We start from the raw sequence: 15,488 nt of genomic DNA on the forward strand, positions 1-15,488 counted from the left end.
TTGTTAAGCCGAAACTGACAGAATACGGGCGCGATATTATCACTTGTAACCATGGACGCAAAATACAGAATAGCCATCGGCTCCGACCACGCCGGAGTAGACTTGAAGGAAACTGTCATCGAATTCCTCCGCGGCTGGGGTCATGAAGTCACGGACAAAGGCACATACACCAAGGCCTCCTGCGATTACGCCGATTATGCCAATGCCGTTGCAAGTTCCGTCGCAGACGGTTCCAGTGACAAAGGCATTCTGATCTGCCGCACCGGTATCGGAATGAACATTGCCGCCAACCGCTGGATCGGTGTCCGCGCCGCTACCTGCCGCACAGCTCCGGCCGCCGCGCTATCCCGTCAGCACAACAACTCCAACATCCTCTGCATGGGATCCGCCTACGTTGATTCCGAAGCCGTGGAAGATGTTCTGGAAGCCTGGCTTGCCGCAGAATTTGAAGGAGGACGCCACGAACGCCGCGTCATCAAATCTTCCGGCAGTCCGCTGCTGATGAGCGATCCCGTCCTGGCTGCCCTGATCCAGGAAGAAGGCCAGCGCCAACGCAACAACATCGAATTGATCGCTTCCGAAAATTTCGCTTCACGGGCCGTCCGCGAAGCCCAGGGATCCCTCCTGACCAACAAATATGCTGAAGGCTATCCTGGCCGCCGCTGGTACGGAGGATGTGAATTTGTCGACATGGTCGAACAACTCGCCATCGACCGGGTCCTGCAAATCTTCGGCGGAGACCACGCCAATGTCCAACCTCACTCGGGTTCCCAGGCCAACATGGCCGTCTACTTTTCCGTTCTCAAACCGGGCGATACCATCCTGACGATGGATCTCGCCCATGGCGGCCACCTGACCCACGGTCACAAGGCCAACTTCTCCGGCAAGCTTTACAATGTCGTCCACTACGGTGTTTCCCAAGAAACCGAAACCATCGACTACGATGCTCTGGAAAAGGTTGCCATGGAACTCAAGCCTAACATGATCACGGCCGGAGCCAGTGCCTACTCCCGCATCATCGACTTTGAACGCATGGGACAAATCGCCAAGTCCTGCGGAGCCTACCTCTTCGTGGACATGGCTCACATCGCCGGCCTCGTTGCCGCAGGGGAGCACCCGAATCCCGTCCCCTACGCCGATTTCGTCACATCCACGACTCACAAGTCCCTGCGCGGTCCACGCGGCGGCTTCATCATCTGCCGCGAAGAATTCGCCAAGAAAATCGATTCCACCGTATTCCCCGGTGTCCAGGGGGGGCCTCTCATGCACGTCATCGCCGCCAAGGCAGCCTGTTTCGGAGAGGCCTTGAAGCCCGAATTCAAGACTTATGCCAAGCAGATCGTCGCCAATGCCAGCGCGATGTCCAACAAGCTAAAGGAACTCGGCTTCCGCATTGTGGCCAATGGCACCGACAACCATGTTTTCATGGTAGATCTGCGGTCCAAGGGAATGAATGGAGCCGATGCCCAAATCACCCTTGACCGGGTCGGCATCACCGTCAACAAGAACGCTATCCCCTATGACACCGGTTCCCCGGCAAAACCTTCCGGCATCCGCATCGGCACACCCGCCGTCACAACGCGCGGCATGCTGGAAAAAGATGTGGAAAAAGTGGCTGAATTCATTTCTCGTGCCCTGGCCCTTCACGCCGCCGAACAGGTTCATCCCGATCCGGCCGCCTTCGAAGCTCTCCGTGAGGAAGTTTACGAATTCAACCGTGCATTCCCCCTGCCCCTCTAACGGGTAAATAGAGCGGACTCAAATCCGTCAAACACACTATTAAAACGGAGCCATTCCCTCGTAAGGAAAGGCTCCGTTGCCTTTTGTTTTCAAAGGTTAGAAAATATAAACAACAATTTATTTTTTACTTGCAACCAATACGCACCACCGGTGTTTTAATAAATAACCCCTTCCTCTACAAAATGAACACCCCATATCATTCCAGATCATTTCCCCGGCTATGCTGGATCATTGCAGCCGCATCTATCGGGATATCCATCGCTCCCGCGCAGGAAAAACTGACGGACGCCCAACGCCAGGAAGCTGCAACATGGCTTGAACAAGCGAAAAACAGCTTCAACACTCTCAGCTCCTCCCGTTTGAAAAAAGCGGAAGCAGCCATCACTGCAGCAACCGCCAGCGAAAATGCCGCTATGGATCTCTACTTGAAAGCCATGAAGGATTCTTTCACAAATACGGAGAGCATGACTTCACGTATTCTGGGTGCCTCTCGCGGAGGAGGCGGACGTTTCTTCATGATGGGAGGCAGAGGCGGAGCAGGCAACAACAGAGCCCAATCGCCAGCCAGTGCCTTCAATGACTGGAAAAAGCAAATGACCGGATCCAACACCAAGCCCGGTTTCAAAAAAGCCCTGCAGATCCAGTTGAAATGGATGCTCGTCTGTCTGAAAAAGGCTGCTGCCGAAAGGCAGGAAACGGAATTGGATGTCTCGTCCAGCGCACAGTCCCTTCTGAATGAAATCGGCTCCAACTCCAAGGACATAGCCGATCAGATCTTCTCCGTCGGCGGCGCTTCCAACGCCATCCGCCAATACCTCGACATATCGGACTTCCGGTCCAGGGAAATCCCGGACAACATCGGCGATATCGGCGGTATCTATGAGCGTGTGATCCTGAAGCCATACATCGACAAAGGCGATTTTGAAAATTACAGGACACAATACCAGCGCCGTATCTTCCTGGAATCCGCCCTGGTCGCAGCTTCCGGAGACGACAAAAAGACATCCGAAGCTTCCGCTGCCAAGTTACGCCTCAAGCGCCAGTGGGAAATGGAAAAAGCCTGCTTCAACCTCGGCGACGAAGTTCGTGCCTTGAATAACATGAAGAAGGCCATCAGCGCGCTACAGGACCCCAATGACAAAAACCAGGCTCTGCGCGATCTGGAGGCACTCCTCTCCCCCAAGACATCCAATTCGGATTCCCCGTCGTCTGCCACTGCCGGACGCAATCCCAGAAGAGGCAATCGTTCCTAATCCCGTCAATCAAACTACCTGATTTCAACAATACCGGCGGCAAGCAATTTGCCCGCCGGTATTTTCATGTCCTCTACAAGCGTCTAATTCTCGCATCCACCATCGGCATCGTCATCATCCTCTACGCCAGTCGCCTTACCGACAAGCCACATTTTCCAGAATCCATACATCGCCAACATAATAAATGACGCGATAGCAACCATCTCGCCAAAATGCTTTTCAATAAAACATGTCGCACCAATCAGCGCGAACACTCCAAGAGCCATGATGGAATAGAAAACCTTTTTACAAAACTGGCAAGACCGTTTCCGAGCCGCATACTCGACTATTTCGCAAGCAAGACCGAACAGCATGAATGGCAAAATAAGGTATAAGATAATGTCCATATCTTACTTATTCCTGACATATGTTCTCTCCAAAATCAAGAAAATGAGTTACTTCCTCCTAATCTTGTCATTTTGGGAACATCTGTACGGTCACCATAGTTCCCTGTTTCAGGATTCCAGAGGCACACGCATTTCCCGTCCATCCAGAATCAACAGGCATGTTCCGTTCTTACCGGTCGCATCACCTTGCGGAAGAGCCGCCGTCATTCCCCCTCGGGCATCCACGCACACCAAACAAGGAATCTGCGACGCAAGAATCTTACCATTTGGAAGCTTGCACTCACCTGGCTTAAAAAAGGCAATACGCACTTCTCCATCACGGGCAACAGCGTGGACGGACTCCGTATTGCAAACAATCTTCACTCCATTCCAAAGGGCATCCGGAGAATTCTTTCCAGTCAATCCTCCTCCGGGAAGCACCTGGTAGGCATACCCGGCACCGGACGGTTGCGTACCGTGATCGACGGCCAACAAGAAAACCATCTTGGAGACAGGATCACCCTGACTCACAGAACGGATATCCTTCCACGATCCTCGCCGTTCCGCCTTTTCGATCACCAATTGAGTATCGGAAGGAAACAAATAGAGACATCCGCCGTGGGAAACTCCCTTCGTGACGCTCCCATTCAACCGGGCAATCCGTCCGTTTTTTTCATTAAGAAGATTTTGTTCTACACTCGTCAGAATCGGATTATCCGTTTTGCCGGCACGGGAACCGGGCTCCACGGAGATGCCGCTTCCCAGGCATACGACACGATCCGGGTAAAAAAACCACGATTTGTTGGCTTTCAATCCAAAACGTTCCAGCGTCATCGCTGCGGTACCGGCATTCATCACGGCAGCAAAGTCACTTCCCCCTCTCTTGCCGCTCCAGGTTTTAAAACCAGGAAGGAAACCGCGACGAGCAGTCGTACCTGGAATGCAGGTCCAGTCCCACACCGGAAAAATCCCTTCATATTCCCCTCCAGTTCCATATGTCAGCATACATCCATCGGAAAGATAGGCCCCTTTCAAGTTATCGCCATTGCATTCTTCGCCTACCAGGGTTCTTTTGGAAGACATGCGAACGCTCGCCATAAAGCCGGGAGCCCGATGGACAATGTAATCGGAGAAAGGAAATGCACGGGTTCCCAACAGAGATTCTTCCTTTAATGGCGCCGCCCCCCTCTTAACGGACAAGCTGCGGGTTAAAGCGTCTATCTCCTGTTTCCGGGAAGAGCCAGCCGCAGACAACATCCGGCAAACATGGACAAGATCCGGTCCCTGAACGCGGTCATTGTAAGAAATCTGACGTCCCCATACGCTGTAATCCAGAAGCTCGCCCCAGCACATCCAGCGAGTTCCATCAAGAAGGAAATTTTGCACGATAACTTCCTTTTCCGGCCTGGCACAGGACAACCCGGATGTCACAGCCACCAGTTTACCGGCTGAATGAAGATAATGCCGTCCATAATTCCCCTGATACAACTGGCTTCCATGTTGATGAAAAGACATATCCGGCTGAATTCCCTCGTCTCCCTTGGCAGCAATGCGAATCGTTTCATGCAATGCATGAAGAGCCTTCTCCACACGTTCCTCGTCGCGTTCTACCAATCCTGCCAGAAAAGAATTCCAGCTTTTCCACAACCTGTTCTGTCCTGTCATGGAAGGATGGATTTTCTTGACGATTTCCCGGAATGCGGCCAGTCGCCCGGGCGTCATGTCCTGTTGATCCAGTAGGAGAGAGATATTACCCAGCATCATGGGCACATACACATCGTTATTCCACCAGTTGGGGTTGACGGGCCTTTTCTGAAGCCACCAGTCGAACGACTTCAAGCATGTCTCCCTGACCTTGTATTTTTTCAGGACATGTTCTGGAAAAACATGCAGGGCAATAGCCAGCGTACGGCAATTGTCCAGATGCTGTAAGGCATCCCAGGCGGAGCGATCCTTCTTCTGATAATCAATCCCTTCGAAAGATCCGTCAGGACGCATGTTTTTACGGATCGCAGCCAGATCCTTCTCGGAAACAGCCGGGGCTTCATCCACTCCAAAACAATTCTCCACATGATGCCTGAGAACTCGAGCATGCAGAGTGGGAGCTGCCTCCAGCTTCACAATACGGTCGCGGAACTCCCGCCAAGAACCCTCGTCCATCCCCAAACCCTGGCAAATTCCCACGACCATCGAAAGGCAAAATAAACCATTTAATTTCGATTTCAAGTTCATATATCCACTCAATAATTAATACTCATTCAACAGGCCAATGAAGAAGGGGAAGGATCCCTCCTTCCCCTTCCTATCCACTCTGTTTCTATTATTTGGACAACTTGTAAACTTCCGCCGCTGTCAGCAAAAAGGCACCGACTCCGTATACTTCCGTATTCTGTTTGTCCACATGCTTGGGATCCGCCCCGACGGGTTGTACCCAATAAAGCTTGCCATCCGGTCCAACTGAATTGACGAGGGCTTTCCAACCCTTTTCCACGGCAGGCAGGAACTGGTTTCGGGGAAGAATTCCCTGTTCGACACCATACGCCATGCCATAGGTAATAAACCCGGTCGCACTCGTCTCCGGGGAAGGGTAACTTTCCGGATCAAGCAGGCTTGCTCTCCAGAAACCATCCTTGCACTGCAACTTGAGAAGGCGGGAACAAAGCGTCACAAATAACTTTTCATAGAAAGGCCGGTAGGTTTTATCGTCTTGAGGAAGCTCCTTGAGCATCTCCGCCAAACCGCCTACGACCCATCCGTTGCCGCGTCCCCAGAAAATCTTTTTGCCATTGGCTTCCTTTTTGCCAAAATAAGTACTGTCCCGGAAGAAAAGATTTTCTTCCTTGTCGAACAATTTATCATACGTCGCCTTATATTCCTTATCGGCAAAATCCATGAACTTCCTGTCTCCGGTCAAGGCATACATGCGGGCATAAACCGGAGGAGCCATGAAAAGGGCATCGCACCATGACCAGCGTTCCAAAGAAGAAGGTTTGCCGTAATTCAAGTCCATGCTTCCTTGGGAAGGGTGGTTGACTACCCACTCCGTGCGGGCCTGTGTCGGCCACAGCATGGTTTCCTTTTTATGCTTGCGATACATGTCCAAGTAAGTCTGGCAGACAGCCACGTCATCGGCATGGTACATGCGCGGAGCCGGTCTCCATTTGAAACTGTTGAACTTCTTCATCAGCCAATCGTCGATTTTCTTGTCTCCCGTCAGGTCGGCCCAGTCCATCATGCCGAGGTACAAGGCACCGTTCAGCCAGCTTTCAGGGAAAGAAGAAGACTTCATCTTCGAAAAGTTCTCCATTTGCCATTCGGCAACACTATTGCCGACTTTAAGGACATCGGCCTTGTTGAACGCAGAAGAAAAAGTCTGGGAAGACTCCTTGGAAAGAGCGGCATTCTCCTCCTCTGCCATGGAAGAAACTCCGGCAAGGACAAGACATCCGATAGAGGCAAGAGAAAGTACGGAAATGCGCAATGTATGTGTCATATTCGTTTGATTGAGGATTGAGAAGAAACAAAGGGATCCCATTCAGGTCTCCGACACGGAAATACGTAACGATTCCTATCAATCTATCGGGAATTTTACTTTTTTAACATTTTCCTAATCATCACACACAAGCGCAAAAAGGGGATGCAGCCAAAACCGCATCCCCTCTGGAGAATCAATTATGCCTGAGAAAGCAAGGATCAATGGCCGCAACCACCGCAGGCCCAAGGCCAGTTGGCGCGGATCTGGTCAAAGAAATCATTGCCCTTGTCATCCACAAGAATAAAGGCGGGGAAGTCTTCCACTTCAATCTTCCAAATGGCTTCCATGCCCAATTCAGGGTACTCAAGAAGTTCTACCTTCTTGATACTATCCTTGGCAAGGATGGCAGCAGGACCGCCGATGGAGCCGAGATAGAAACCGCCATGCTTCTTACATGCATCCGTCACTGCCTGGGAACGGTTACCCTTGGCAATCATGATCAAGGAGCCGCCGTTTTCCTGAAAAAGATCCACGTAGGAATCCATGCGCCCGGCCGTCGTCGGGCCGAAGGAACCGGAAGCGTAGTTTTCGGGAGTCTTGGCAGGACCGGCGTAATATACGGGATGATCCTTGATGTAATCCGGCAAGCCTTCTCCAGCATCAATGCGTTCCTTGAGCTTGGCATGGGCAATGTCACGAGCTACTACGATCGTACCGTTGAGGCTGAGGCGGGTCGTTACGGGGTACTGGGAAAGTTCCGCAAGGACATCCTTCATCGGACGATTGAGGTCGATCTTGACGGCATCGGCAGAAACCGTACGGAGTCTCTCTGGAATAAAACGGCCGGGGTTGCGTTCCAGTTCTTCCAGGAAAATGCCTTCAGGAGTAATCTTCGCTTTGGCATTGCGGTCGGCGGAGCAGGAGACGGCCAGCCCAACCGGACAGGAAGCGCCGTGGCGGGGCAGACGGATAACGCGCACGTCCAAGGCGTACCACTTGCCTCCGAACTGGGCTCCGAGACCGAGTTTCTTGGCTTCTTCATGCAGTTCGGTTTCCAGTTCCACATCGCGGAAGGCACGGCCGAATTCGTTGCCGGAAGTCGGCAATTCATCGTAATAGCGGGTAGAGGCCAGTTTGGCGGTCTTGAGACAAAGCTCGGCAGATGTTCCGCCGACGACGAAAGCCACGTGGTAGGGAGGACAAGCGGCAGTACCAAGCGTACTCATTTTTTCCACGAGGAATTTCTTGAGGGTAGCAGGATTGAGCAGAGCCTTCGTTTCCTGATAAAGATAGGTCTTGTTGGCAGAGCCGCCTCCTTTGGCAACGAAGAGGAAACTGTACTTCATGCCTTCCGTGGCAAACACGTCGATCTGAGCAGGAAGATTGGTCCCGGTATTCTTCTCCTTATACATGTCCAAAGCAACCGTCTGGGAATAGCGGAGATTGTTCTGGGTATACGCATCGTACACGCCATGGGAAAGATATTCCGTATCGTCACACCCCGTCCAGACCTGCTGGCCCTTCTTGCCGACGATATTGGCCGTGCCCGTATCCTGGCAGAACGGCAGAACGCCCGCACTGGATACTTCCGCATTGCGAAGCAGAGTAAGAGCAACACTTTTGTCATTGGCGCTCGCTTCCGGGTCGTCAAGGATCGCCGCCACTTTTTCCAAATGGGAGGCGCGCAGGAAAAAAGCAATATCGTGAAAAGCCTCAGCCGCCAACAGGCGCAGCCCTTCGGGCTCTACCTTCAGGATAGGTTTTCCTTCAAATTCGCTCACGCTGACATAGTCGCTGGTAACAAGACGGTATTTCGCTTCGTCCTTCGCCAGCGGGAACATTTCCTGGTAATGAAATTCGGGGGTTGCCATAACTGAGGTCAACATACGCCTGAACTTCTTCCGTTTCGAGGAAAAAAACGAAGATATGATTCCCTGCCATTCATAGGGTCAATCTGCCGGAAAACCTCGTTCGTCTACAGATTATTCTTGCCGATGAACAGAAAGTCGCCCTAATAGGAGAAACGATGCTTAACCTCCCCAATTCCATCACTCTGACACGCATCGCACTCGTTGTCGTTTTTACTATTGCCATCTCCGTGACTCCCGATTACAGAGTTGGTTATCCTGTCGCCCTGCTCGCGTTTCTCCTTGCCGCTTTCAGCGACTGGCTGGACGGCTACCTGGCACGTAAATTGCAGGAGGTAACCACATTCGGTAAATTGATCGATCCACTGGCGGACAAAATCGCCGTATCCGCCGCGTTCATCTACTTGACATCAGTCGATGCCTGCCCTGCCTGGGCCACCATTCTAATAATTACGAGAGAATTCCTGGTCACCGGTATCCGGCAAATTGCCCAGGAACATGGTATCATTATTGCAGCCGACCGAACGGGCAAATGGAAAACAGCTTTTCAGCTCGCCTTTTGTACCGGAACCCTGCTCTATCTAACGGTAAAATCCTATCCCAATGTCGCGGCTCCGCTTGTCTGGCTGGCCGGACTCTGTGCCCCGTCCGGTTCTCATGCCTGGCTCTACCCGCTCCTGCTCTGGGGGGCAATCATCCTGACGGCCTGGTCCGGCATCGCCTACTGCATCGGTGCCAGGAAATTCCTTTTCCGAGAACGCCAGCAACCATGAACCTATCCACTCTGGCAGCCGGCTTCGGCTGGTGCGCTCCGGTTGCCGTCACAGCACTAGGCCTCCTGGCGGCACTTCCCGGAAGTGCCGACGAGCAAAAAATAGTCCCTCCGCCCGTCATCAATGCTCCGGAGCAACTTCCCTCCCGGAAGCAGCCGCCCCTCGGCAGCGATGCCAAGGAACAGGATGACATTCCGATTGATGAAAAAAGCGTACCTTCCGATGCATCGGATGCTCCGGCGGACAGACCGGCAAGAGTCACGAAAGAAGGTAAAATCATTGAACCCGCCCGCCCTGCAGTAACCGATACCGACGGAAAAGAAGCCCCGGAAAAAGACATGTCTGCCATCCCGACGGCCCAGCCCATCTCCCCCGCCGCTTTGGATAACTCCCAGCCAGTTCATCAACCCAACCAGACATTCACCAGTTTATCCGCATCCAAACAGTTCATCGTGCGCGGTAAGGACGTCAATCTGACATCGGCTATCAGCACCAGGGCAGATGAAATACGCTCCGGCCTCCTCTCTCTGATGAAACTTCCCAATACATGGAAAGACAACATCTTTATCAACCTCCACGGAAATCCCGGAACCCCTCCCCCGGCCAACCCGATCCGCATGGGAATCGACCTCATCGAAACCAAGCCCAATTACTACATCAACCTGCATGTGGGACGCGGCATTGATCTGGATGCCCTCTACAACGCCGTCACCACCATGTTGCTCTATGAAATCATGCTCCGCGACATCAACCCGGACGGGCTCCCGGAACGCATCTCCCTTCCCCAGTGGCTCCTGACCGGCATTGAGCAAGCCGTTCAATGGAAGAACGACCAAGCAGACCGCAACCTCTACGCCACTTTGTTTGAACGGGGGGAAATCCTCTCTCCCAAAGCCATCCTCTCCATCAAGGACCCCTGGAAGGAATTGGACGCTACCAGCCTGCTCGCCTACAAGGCTTCCTGCGGTTCCATCGTTCTTTGTCTGCTCAATCAGAAAGCCGGCGAAGAAGCCATGTTCAGACTTCTCAACGAAGCCATCCTTGGATCAGACGATCCGGAAAACCTCATCAAGCGCAACTTCCCCAGGCTCAACCTCACACCTACTTCGTTGCATAAATGGTGGAGCCTCCAACTCTCCACCATGGCTACTCCGGCCGTTACGGAAGCTCTCTCCCTGCAGAATACGGAGAAGAAACTGGACGAATTGCTCGTCCTACTGAAATACGATCCGGAAACACGCATCTCCACCCGCATCTCCCTTTCCAATCTGGAGGAAGCCCTCAAAATACCGAATGTTTACGAACAATTGTCCGCCACCCTCAACAATCTCAGTTACCTGCACATCCGCAGCTTTCCTACGTACAAGCCTCTGATCACCGACTACATCAAAATTATTGTCCTGCTGAAAAACAGCCGGGTTACCAAGGAACCTTTAGATAAAAAATCCCTCCAGGAGAGACTGGACAAACTGGCTAAATTCCGGGCTCTTTCCATGCAGGCGGCCATACGGGCCCGCGACTACATGGACTGGTACGAAATCAACTCCCGGCACACACTTTCCAACACATTTTCCTCCTACATATCTGCCATCAACATGCTGAGAAATCCAGCCAAGTCATCACCTACCCCCCTCAGCCGGTATCTGGACGATATAGAAGCTCTGTACCTCCTTCCGGCCCAGGCACCCACCCCCGACCTTTCCGCAGACAAATAGGAAAGTCTGACGCGAAAAAAGAAGACAAATAACGGCAACCGGAGCGCTTCTCCGGTGTTAATTGTACGAACGGATGAGTGACGAACAGGAAAGCCTTACTGAAGACAACCTCGACGCACATCTCATGTTGCGGATTCGGGGAGGGGATTCACAGGCCATGGAAGAATTGATCCGCCGTCACCAAAACTCCGTCTACGCCACCGTAGCCAGCATGCTGCGCCATGGAGGAGACGTGGAAGACATCGCCCAGCAGGTTTTCATCCGCATTTGGAAGGGAGCCGCCACATACGAGCCCTCTTCCAAATTCACGACTTGGATGTACACGATCGTCCGCAATCTCGTTTTTAATGAACTGCGTCGCCAAAAGCGAAAACCCGTCCTTTCCGCCGATGCTATTGAGGAAGAACACGGCCAAATTCTCTCAATCGACACCGCTCCGTCTCCGGATTCCTCCCTGGAACACAAAGAGCTCACGCAAGCTGTGGAAGATGCCATCGCCAGCCTCCCGGAACAAGCCTCCCTCGCCATCCAGCTGCGCCGCTATGAAAATCTTTCTTATGAGGAAATCTCCCAGGTTCTCGGCATCAGCGTCTCCGCTACTAAAAGCCTTCTTTTCCGGGCACGCAACACGTTAAAGGAACAACTGTCCGGATTTCTCGGACAATAAATATTTTCTCTTCCGCCATTCGAAACAGGAGCATCCGGTTGCCCATCCCCTCCTGTTCTCAAGTTTATGCTTGCGGACAAGAAGGATTCATGAATGATACTGGGCACGTCTCATTCCAAGCAGGTAAAACCATGACCAACGATACTTCCTCCACAAGCATCCATCTAAACCCCGGAGCCATGTTGCTTTCCTACAGGATCGAAAGGATCCTTGGAGCAGGAGGGTTCGGAGTTACCTACCTGGCAACAGACACGTCAACGGAACGCCAAGTCGTTATCAAAGAAAATTTTCCCCGCGCATTCGCTGTCCGCGATACCGTCAGCGGTACCATTCATCCCCTGTCCGACAATACGAAAGACAACTTCCTCAAAACGCAAAAAAACTTTCTGGAAGAAGCCCGCAAGCTCGCCTCCATCCATCATCCGAATATTGTCGAAATACTCAATGTCTTCGAAGCTAACGGCACAGCATACTTCACCATGCCCTACCTCGGTGCCAATAATCTGCAGAGATACGGCTTCAAGGAACACGGCAAAAGGATTCCGGAAAAACAATGCCGGATCCTCCTCAAGGGCATCCTGGATGCTCTGACCTGCCTTCATTCCCAAAACATACTCCACCGTGACATCAAGCCGGTCAATATCCTGATCACCGACAGCGGTGTCCCTGTCCTGATCGACTTCGGTTGCATGCGGAGCATGGACATGCCGCAAACGACCGCAGCCCAGGCTACTGAAGACTTCGTCGCACCAGAACTCATGCTGGGACTTACTAACAAACTCGGTCCCTGGACGGATTTGTACAGCCTTGGTGCTTCTATTTACTATCTGCTCACCGGTACCATGCCGCAGAGAGGAGATACCCGCCTGTTCAACGACACACTCGTTCCTCTGGCTTCCATGGAAGACCTCACACGGGAATACTCCCGCGCATTCCTGGCAACAATCGACAAGGCCATGGCTCCGGACTTATCCACAAGGTACCAGTCCGCCGAAGCATGGGGGATGGACATAGAGCACCCTGAACACGCTCAGCGGGTTTCTGCCGCTCCTAAAAAACCAGCCTCCTCCGCAACGAAATCTCCCAGACCCGCGCATCCATCCTCCCGACAGAAGAGCAAGAAAAAAGGTTCCGGTGCCCGAGCCCTCGCCGGACTCATCCTTCTGGCCGCCCTGATCGGCGGCGGTTGGTATGCCTACGACAATGGCATGATTCCCCTTCTTGACCGCATGCTGCAGAGCAAAGAAGTAGCGGGCAAAACATCCGGAACATCCACGGCTCCACCCACCGGCGAGATCGTCAAGGCCACACCTCGACCGGCAGATACCGTCAGCAAGGTTCCTTCGGGCCCCTCCGTTGCCAAAAATACACAAGCTGTCTCCCCTGCTCCGTCTCAAGACAATGCCACGGAACAACAAGAGATCAAGGCTGCCTCCGTCCCCCAGATAGAACATGTTAAAAAGCCGATTCCTCCCGTTCCGGCTCTCGACATCCGCAAATCGCGCCTTCCTTCTGCATTTCTTTCCAAAATCGCGTCAGGCGACTATGCCGGCCTTCAAAAAGCGGTTCTGGACGGCATCAAAGCCATGAGCGACAAAAGCGACGATCCCATGGCCGATCCCCGGTACAGCCATCTCCTGTCCGTTGCTGAACTGATCAATGCCACCACACCTTCGGAACTGATCAAATACCATCGTTCTTCCCCTCAAGCCCAGGCATTCATGAAAGAATTCCTCAATGATCCGGAATGGCTGGAACTCTACCTCGGCGCCGGATTAATCCCTGAAAAAACGACCAAAGGACTTGAGGTTCTGGAAGAAATCTGGAAGTTTGACGGCAAATCCCCCGACTTCCGTACATATCTTCCTCTGGCTACCGGCATTGCCAACATCTGGAGCGCCGGTCCTACAGCTGAGAACATGGAACGGAATGATGACGTCTGCAACCCGCTTAACCGCTACAAATTCTTTAAGACTTATCACAAGCAGGGACGTCTCCACCCCGACTTTCTGAAGCTCCGCCCGTGGGAAATTCGCTTCGTCGCCGGACATCCTTGGGACGACGAATCGTACGAATGGGCCATGCAAAACGTCAATATCCCCTGGAGACGTTATACAGACGCCTGCTGGTTTGCCGACTACACGGGAACCAATACCTTCGGCGACACGATTCAAGGCCCCCTCTTCTACGCTCCATGGCGCGACATGTACGGTCAGGCGGAAAATACCAAACTTCACGGAGGTGTCTGCGGAGGTCTTTCCACTTTCGGCAGTCTCTGTGCCGCCGCACACGGCATGCCAACCTACACGGTCGGACAGCCCGGCCACTGCGCCTACGCCGTGCGGGCCAAACGCAACGACTGGCAAGGCGGTTTCGGCGGTCCGGACGGAGGGATGCACAACCACATTTTCGGTTCCCAGGCTCCTACTTCGTATATGCTGATGGAAACGGTATTCGGCGACGACAAAACAATCGACCACGCCTACCGGTATGCCCGCCAGGCCTCCGCCCTGCAGCAAGCCGGAGACAAGGACAAAGCCTTGGAAGCCATTGACAAAGCCATTTCCTACTCTCCCGTTCAGCCGGTCTTCCGCCAACTCCAGCAGAAACAGCTCATCGAAAAAGGAGGAATGACACCCCAGGACTGGCTTGAATACGCAGAAGAGGCCTTGCCCTACTACGAAGGCAACGGCTATGCTGCTCTGGAAGCTCTGCGGCCCGCCGAAGAGCAATTCATCGCTGCCATCCCGGAACAAGACCGCTTGAAATGGTACCGGGGAGTCCACGACATCCTGGCCGGAACCCGTACCTCGTGGGCGGTCAAAATCGACTCCATCCTCGATTCCCAGCTCGCCAACATCGACTCAGACCAAGGGAGGGAACAATTCCTGGAAGCAGTCTTCTCACGCCACCTCAATGCCAAGGACACCACCAACTTCGGACAGGTTCTGGAATGGGCGGTCAAAACATTTGTCAACGGTCAGCAGGATGTCCTTTTCAACAAGGCGTTCACGGTTGCTGCGGCTTCTGCCGCCCAATCCAAGTCCGCTCAGGACGAAAAGAGTACCAAATCTCTCAAGGAAGCCTACGGTAAAGCGATTTTTGCGGCTGAACAGGCTCATTCCATTCCCGCTTTCCAAGCCTTGACCAAGGCAGCTCTCATGCTTACTCCACCCAAGGCTGAAGAGAGGACATACAAATCCGAGCCGCTGCCAGGCAAACTCGTACCGCCGTCCGGCATGATTCGCGTGTCATCCACCAGCGGCTGGGACAGACCTTGGGAGCACATGGACATGTTGAAACCATGCGGCGGCTTCAATCATACCGACAAGGAAAGCCAGCCTTACGTCATCGCCGAACTTCCGAACACAGTTAATCTCTCAGGCGTCATTGTCAGCAAGGCGGATGGTTCGCAGGACCGCATCAAGAAGGCAAAAGTATCAACATCCGTGGACGGAGCCACATGGTTCCCAATGGGAGAAACGGACAACATGCAGTCCGAATGGCGGCTCGAAGCTCCAGCAGAAGGTCGCAAGGCCAAATGGATACGGTTTGAGGCCATCAACGACACTGAACCCAACTTCCTGCATCTGAAGCACTTCCTCATCTTCGCCAAATAGCCGGGCGTTCCT

10 protein-coding genes are annotated in these 15,488 nt (G+C 53.0%); 6 read left to right on the forward strand and 4 right to left on the reverse strand.

Annotation, left to right across the window (positions count from 1 at the left end; genetic code table 11):
• The first annotated feature begins 51 nt into the window (after window positions 1–51).
• On the forward strand, window positions 52–1,740 hold the full coding sequence (gene rpiB / locus QET93_RS10940; RefSeq protein WP_280127171.1) for a ribose 5-phosphate isomerase B: 1,689 nt from the start codon (window positions 52–54) through the stop codon (window positions 1,738–1,740).
• Between the two features lie 182 nt (window positions 1,741–1,922).
• A complete protein-coding gene (locus QET93_RS10945) occupies window positions 1,923–2,993 on the forward strand; it encodes a hypothetical protein (RefSeq protein WP_280127172.1) in 1,071 nt (356 codons plus the stop codon).
• 83 nt (window positions 2,994–3,076) lie between these two features.
• Here QET93_RS10945 and QET93_RS10950 read toward each other — a convergent pair whose 3' ends face one another.
• From QET93_RS10950 to QET93_RS10965, 4 genes are all read right to left on the reverse strand, one after another.
• The gene (locus tag QET93_RS10950; protein ID WP_280132427.1) at window positions 3,077–3,379 is read right to left on the reverse strand and encodes a hypothetical protein; all 303 of its coding nucleotides are present in this window, start codon (window positions 3,377–3,379) and stop codon (window positions 3,077–3,079) included.
• Window positions 3,380–3,487: 108 nt separating this feature from the next.
• Window positions 3,488–5,518, reverse strand: a complete 2,031-nt coding sequence (locus tag QET93_RS10955; RefSeq protein WP_280132426.1) for a polysaccharide lyase family 8 super-sandwich domain-containing protein — start codon at window positions 5,516–5,518, stop codon at window positions 3,488–3,490.
• A 160-nt stretch (window positions 5,519–5,678) separates the two neighbouring features.
• On the reverse strand, window positions 5,679–6,851 hold the full coding sequence (locus tag QET93_RS10960; RefSeq protein ID WP_280132425.1) for a glycoside hydrolase family 88 protein: 1,173 nt from the start codon (window positions 6,849–6,851) through the stop codon (window positions 5,679–5,681).
• Window positions 6,852–7,051: 200 nt separating this feature from the next.
• Window positions 7,052–8,704, reverse strand: a complete 1,653-nt coding sequence (locus QET93_RS10965) for a fumarate hydratase (RefSeq protein ID WP_345786083.1) — start codon at window positions 8,702–8,704, stop codon at window positions 7,052–7,054.
• A 155-nt stretch (window positions 8,705–8,859) separates the two neighbouring features.
• On the opposite strand from QET93_RS10965, the gene pgsA reads away from it, so the two are divergent.
• The 4 genes from pgsA (at window position 8,860) to QET93_RS10985 (ending at window position 15,476) form a co-directional block, all read left to right on the forward strand.
• Entirely contained in the window at window positions 8,860–9,474 is a 615-nt protein-coding gene (gene pgsA, locus QET93_RS10970) for a CDP-diacylglycerol--glycerol-3-phosphate 3-phosphatidyltransferase (protein WP_280132423.1), read from the forward strand.
• Window positions 9,471–11,189 (forward strand): hypothetical protein, encoded by a 1,719-nt coding sequence (locus QET93_RS10975; protein WP_280132422.1) that lies wholly within the window; start codon window positions 9,471–9,473, stop codon window positions 11,187–11,189. Before pgsA ends, QET93_RS10975 begins: the two co-directional genes overlap by 4 nt.
• Before the next feature lie 73 nt (window positions 11,190–11,262).
• Window positions 11,263–11,856 carry a sigma-70 family RNA polymerase sigma factor gene (locus QET93_RS10980; protein WP_280132421.1) on the forward strand — a complete coding sequence of 198 codons (594 nt, stop codon included), beginning with the start codon at window positions 11,263–11,265 and terminating at the stop codon, window positions 11,854–11,856.
• 89 nt (window positions 11,857–11,945) lie between these two features.
• A complete protein-coding gene (locus QET93_RS10985; protein ID WP_322189986.1) occupies window positions 11,946–15,476 on the forward strand; it encodes a serine/threonine-protein kinase in 3,531 nt (1,176 codons plus the stop codon).
• Window positions 15,477–15,488 lie beyond the last annotated feature (12 nt).

Source organism: Akkermansia sp. N21116, from assembly GCF_029854705.2.
Lineage (GTDB): Bacteria > Verrucomicrobiota > Verrucomicrobiia > Verrucomicrobiales > Akkermansiaceae > Akkermansia.

What these genes read in the sequence shown, in the direction of transcription:
- rpiB (WP_280127171.1), top strand. Translation starts at nt 52, where the DNA reads ATGGACGCAAAATACAGAATAGCCATCGGCTCCGACCACGCCGGAGTA.
- QET93_RS10945 (WP_280127172.1), top strand. Translation starts at nt 1,923, where the DNA reads ATGAACACCCCATATCATTCCAGATCATTTCCCCGGCTATGCTGGATC.
- QET93_RS10950 (WP_280132427.1), bottom strand. Translation starts at nt 3,379, where the DNA reads ATGGACATTATCTTATACCTTATTTTGCCATTCATGCTGTTCGGTCTT.
- QET93_RS10955 (WP_280132426.1), bottom strand. Translation starts at nt 5,518, where the DNA reads ATGGACGAGGGTTCTTGGCGGGAGTTCCGCGACCGTATTGTGAAGCTG.
- QET93_RS10960 (WP_280132425.1), bottom strand. Translation starts at nt 6,851, where the DNA reads ATGACACATACATTGCGCATTTCCGTACTTTCTCTTGCCTCTATCGGA.
- QET93_RS10965 (WP_345786083.1), bottom strand. Translation starts at nt 8,704, where the DNA reads ATGGCAACCCCCGAATTTCATTACCAGGAAATGTTCCCGCTGGCGAAG.
- pgsA (WP_280132423.1), top strand. Translation starts at nt 8,860, where the DNA reads ATGCTTAACCTCCCCAATTCCATCACTCTGACACGCATCGCACTCGTT.
- QET93_RS10975 (WP_280132422.1), top strand. Translation starts at nt 9,471, where the DNA reads ATGAACCTATCCACTCTGGCAGCCGGCTTCGGCTGGTGCGCTCCGGTT.
- QET93_RS10980 (WP_280132421.1), top strand. Translation starts at nt 11,263, where the DNA reads ATGAGTGACGAACAGGAAAGCCTTACTGAAGACAACCTCGACGCACAT.
- QET93_RS10985 (WP_322189986.1), top strand. Translation starts at nt 11,946, where the DNA reads ATGAATGATACTGGGCACGTCTCATTCCAAGCAGGTAAAACCATGACC.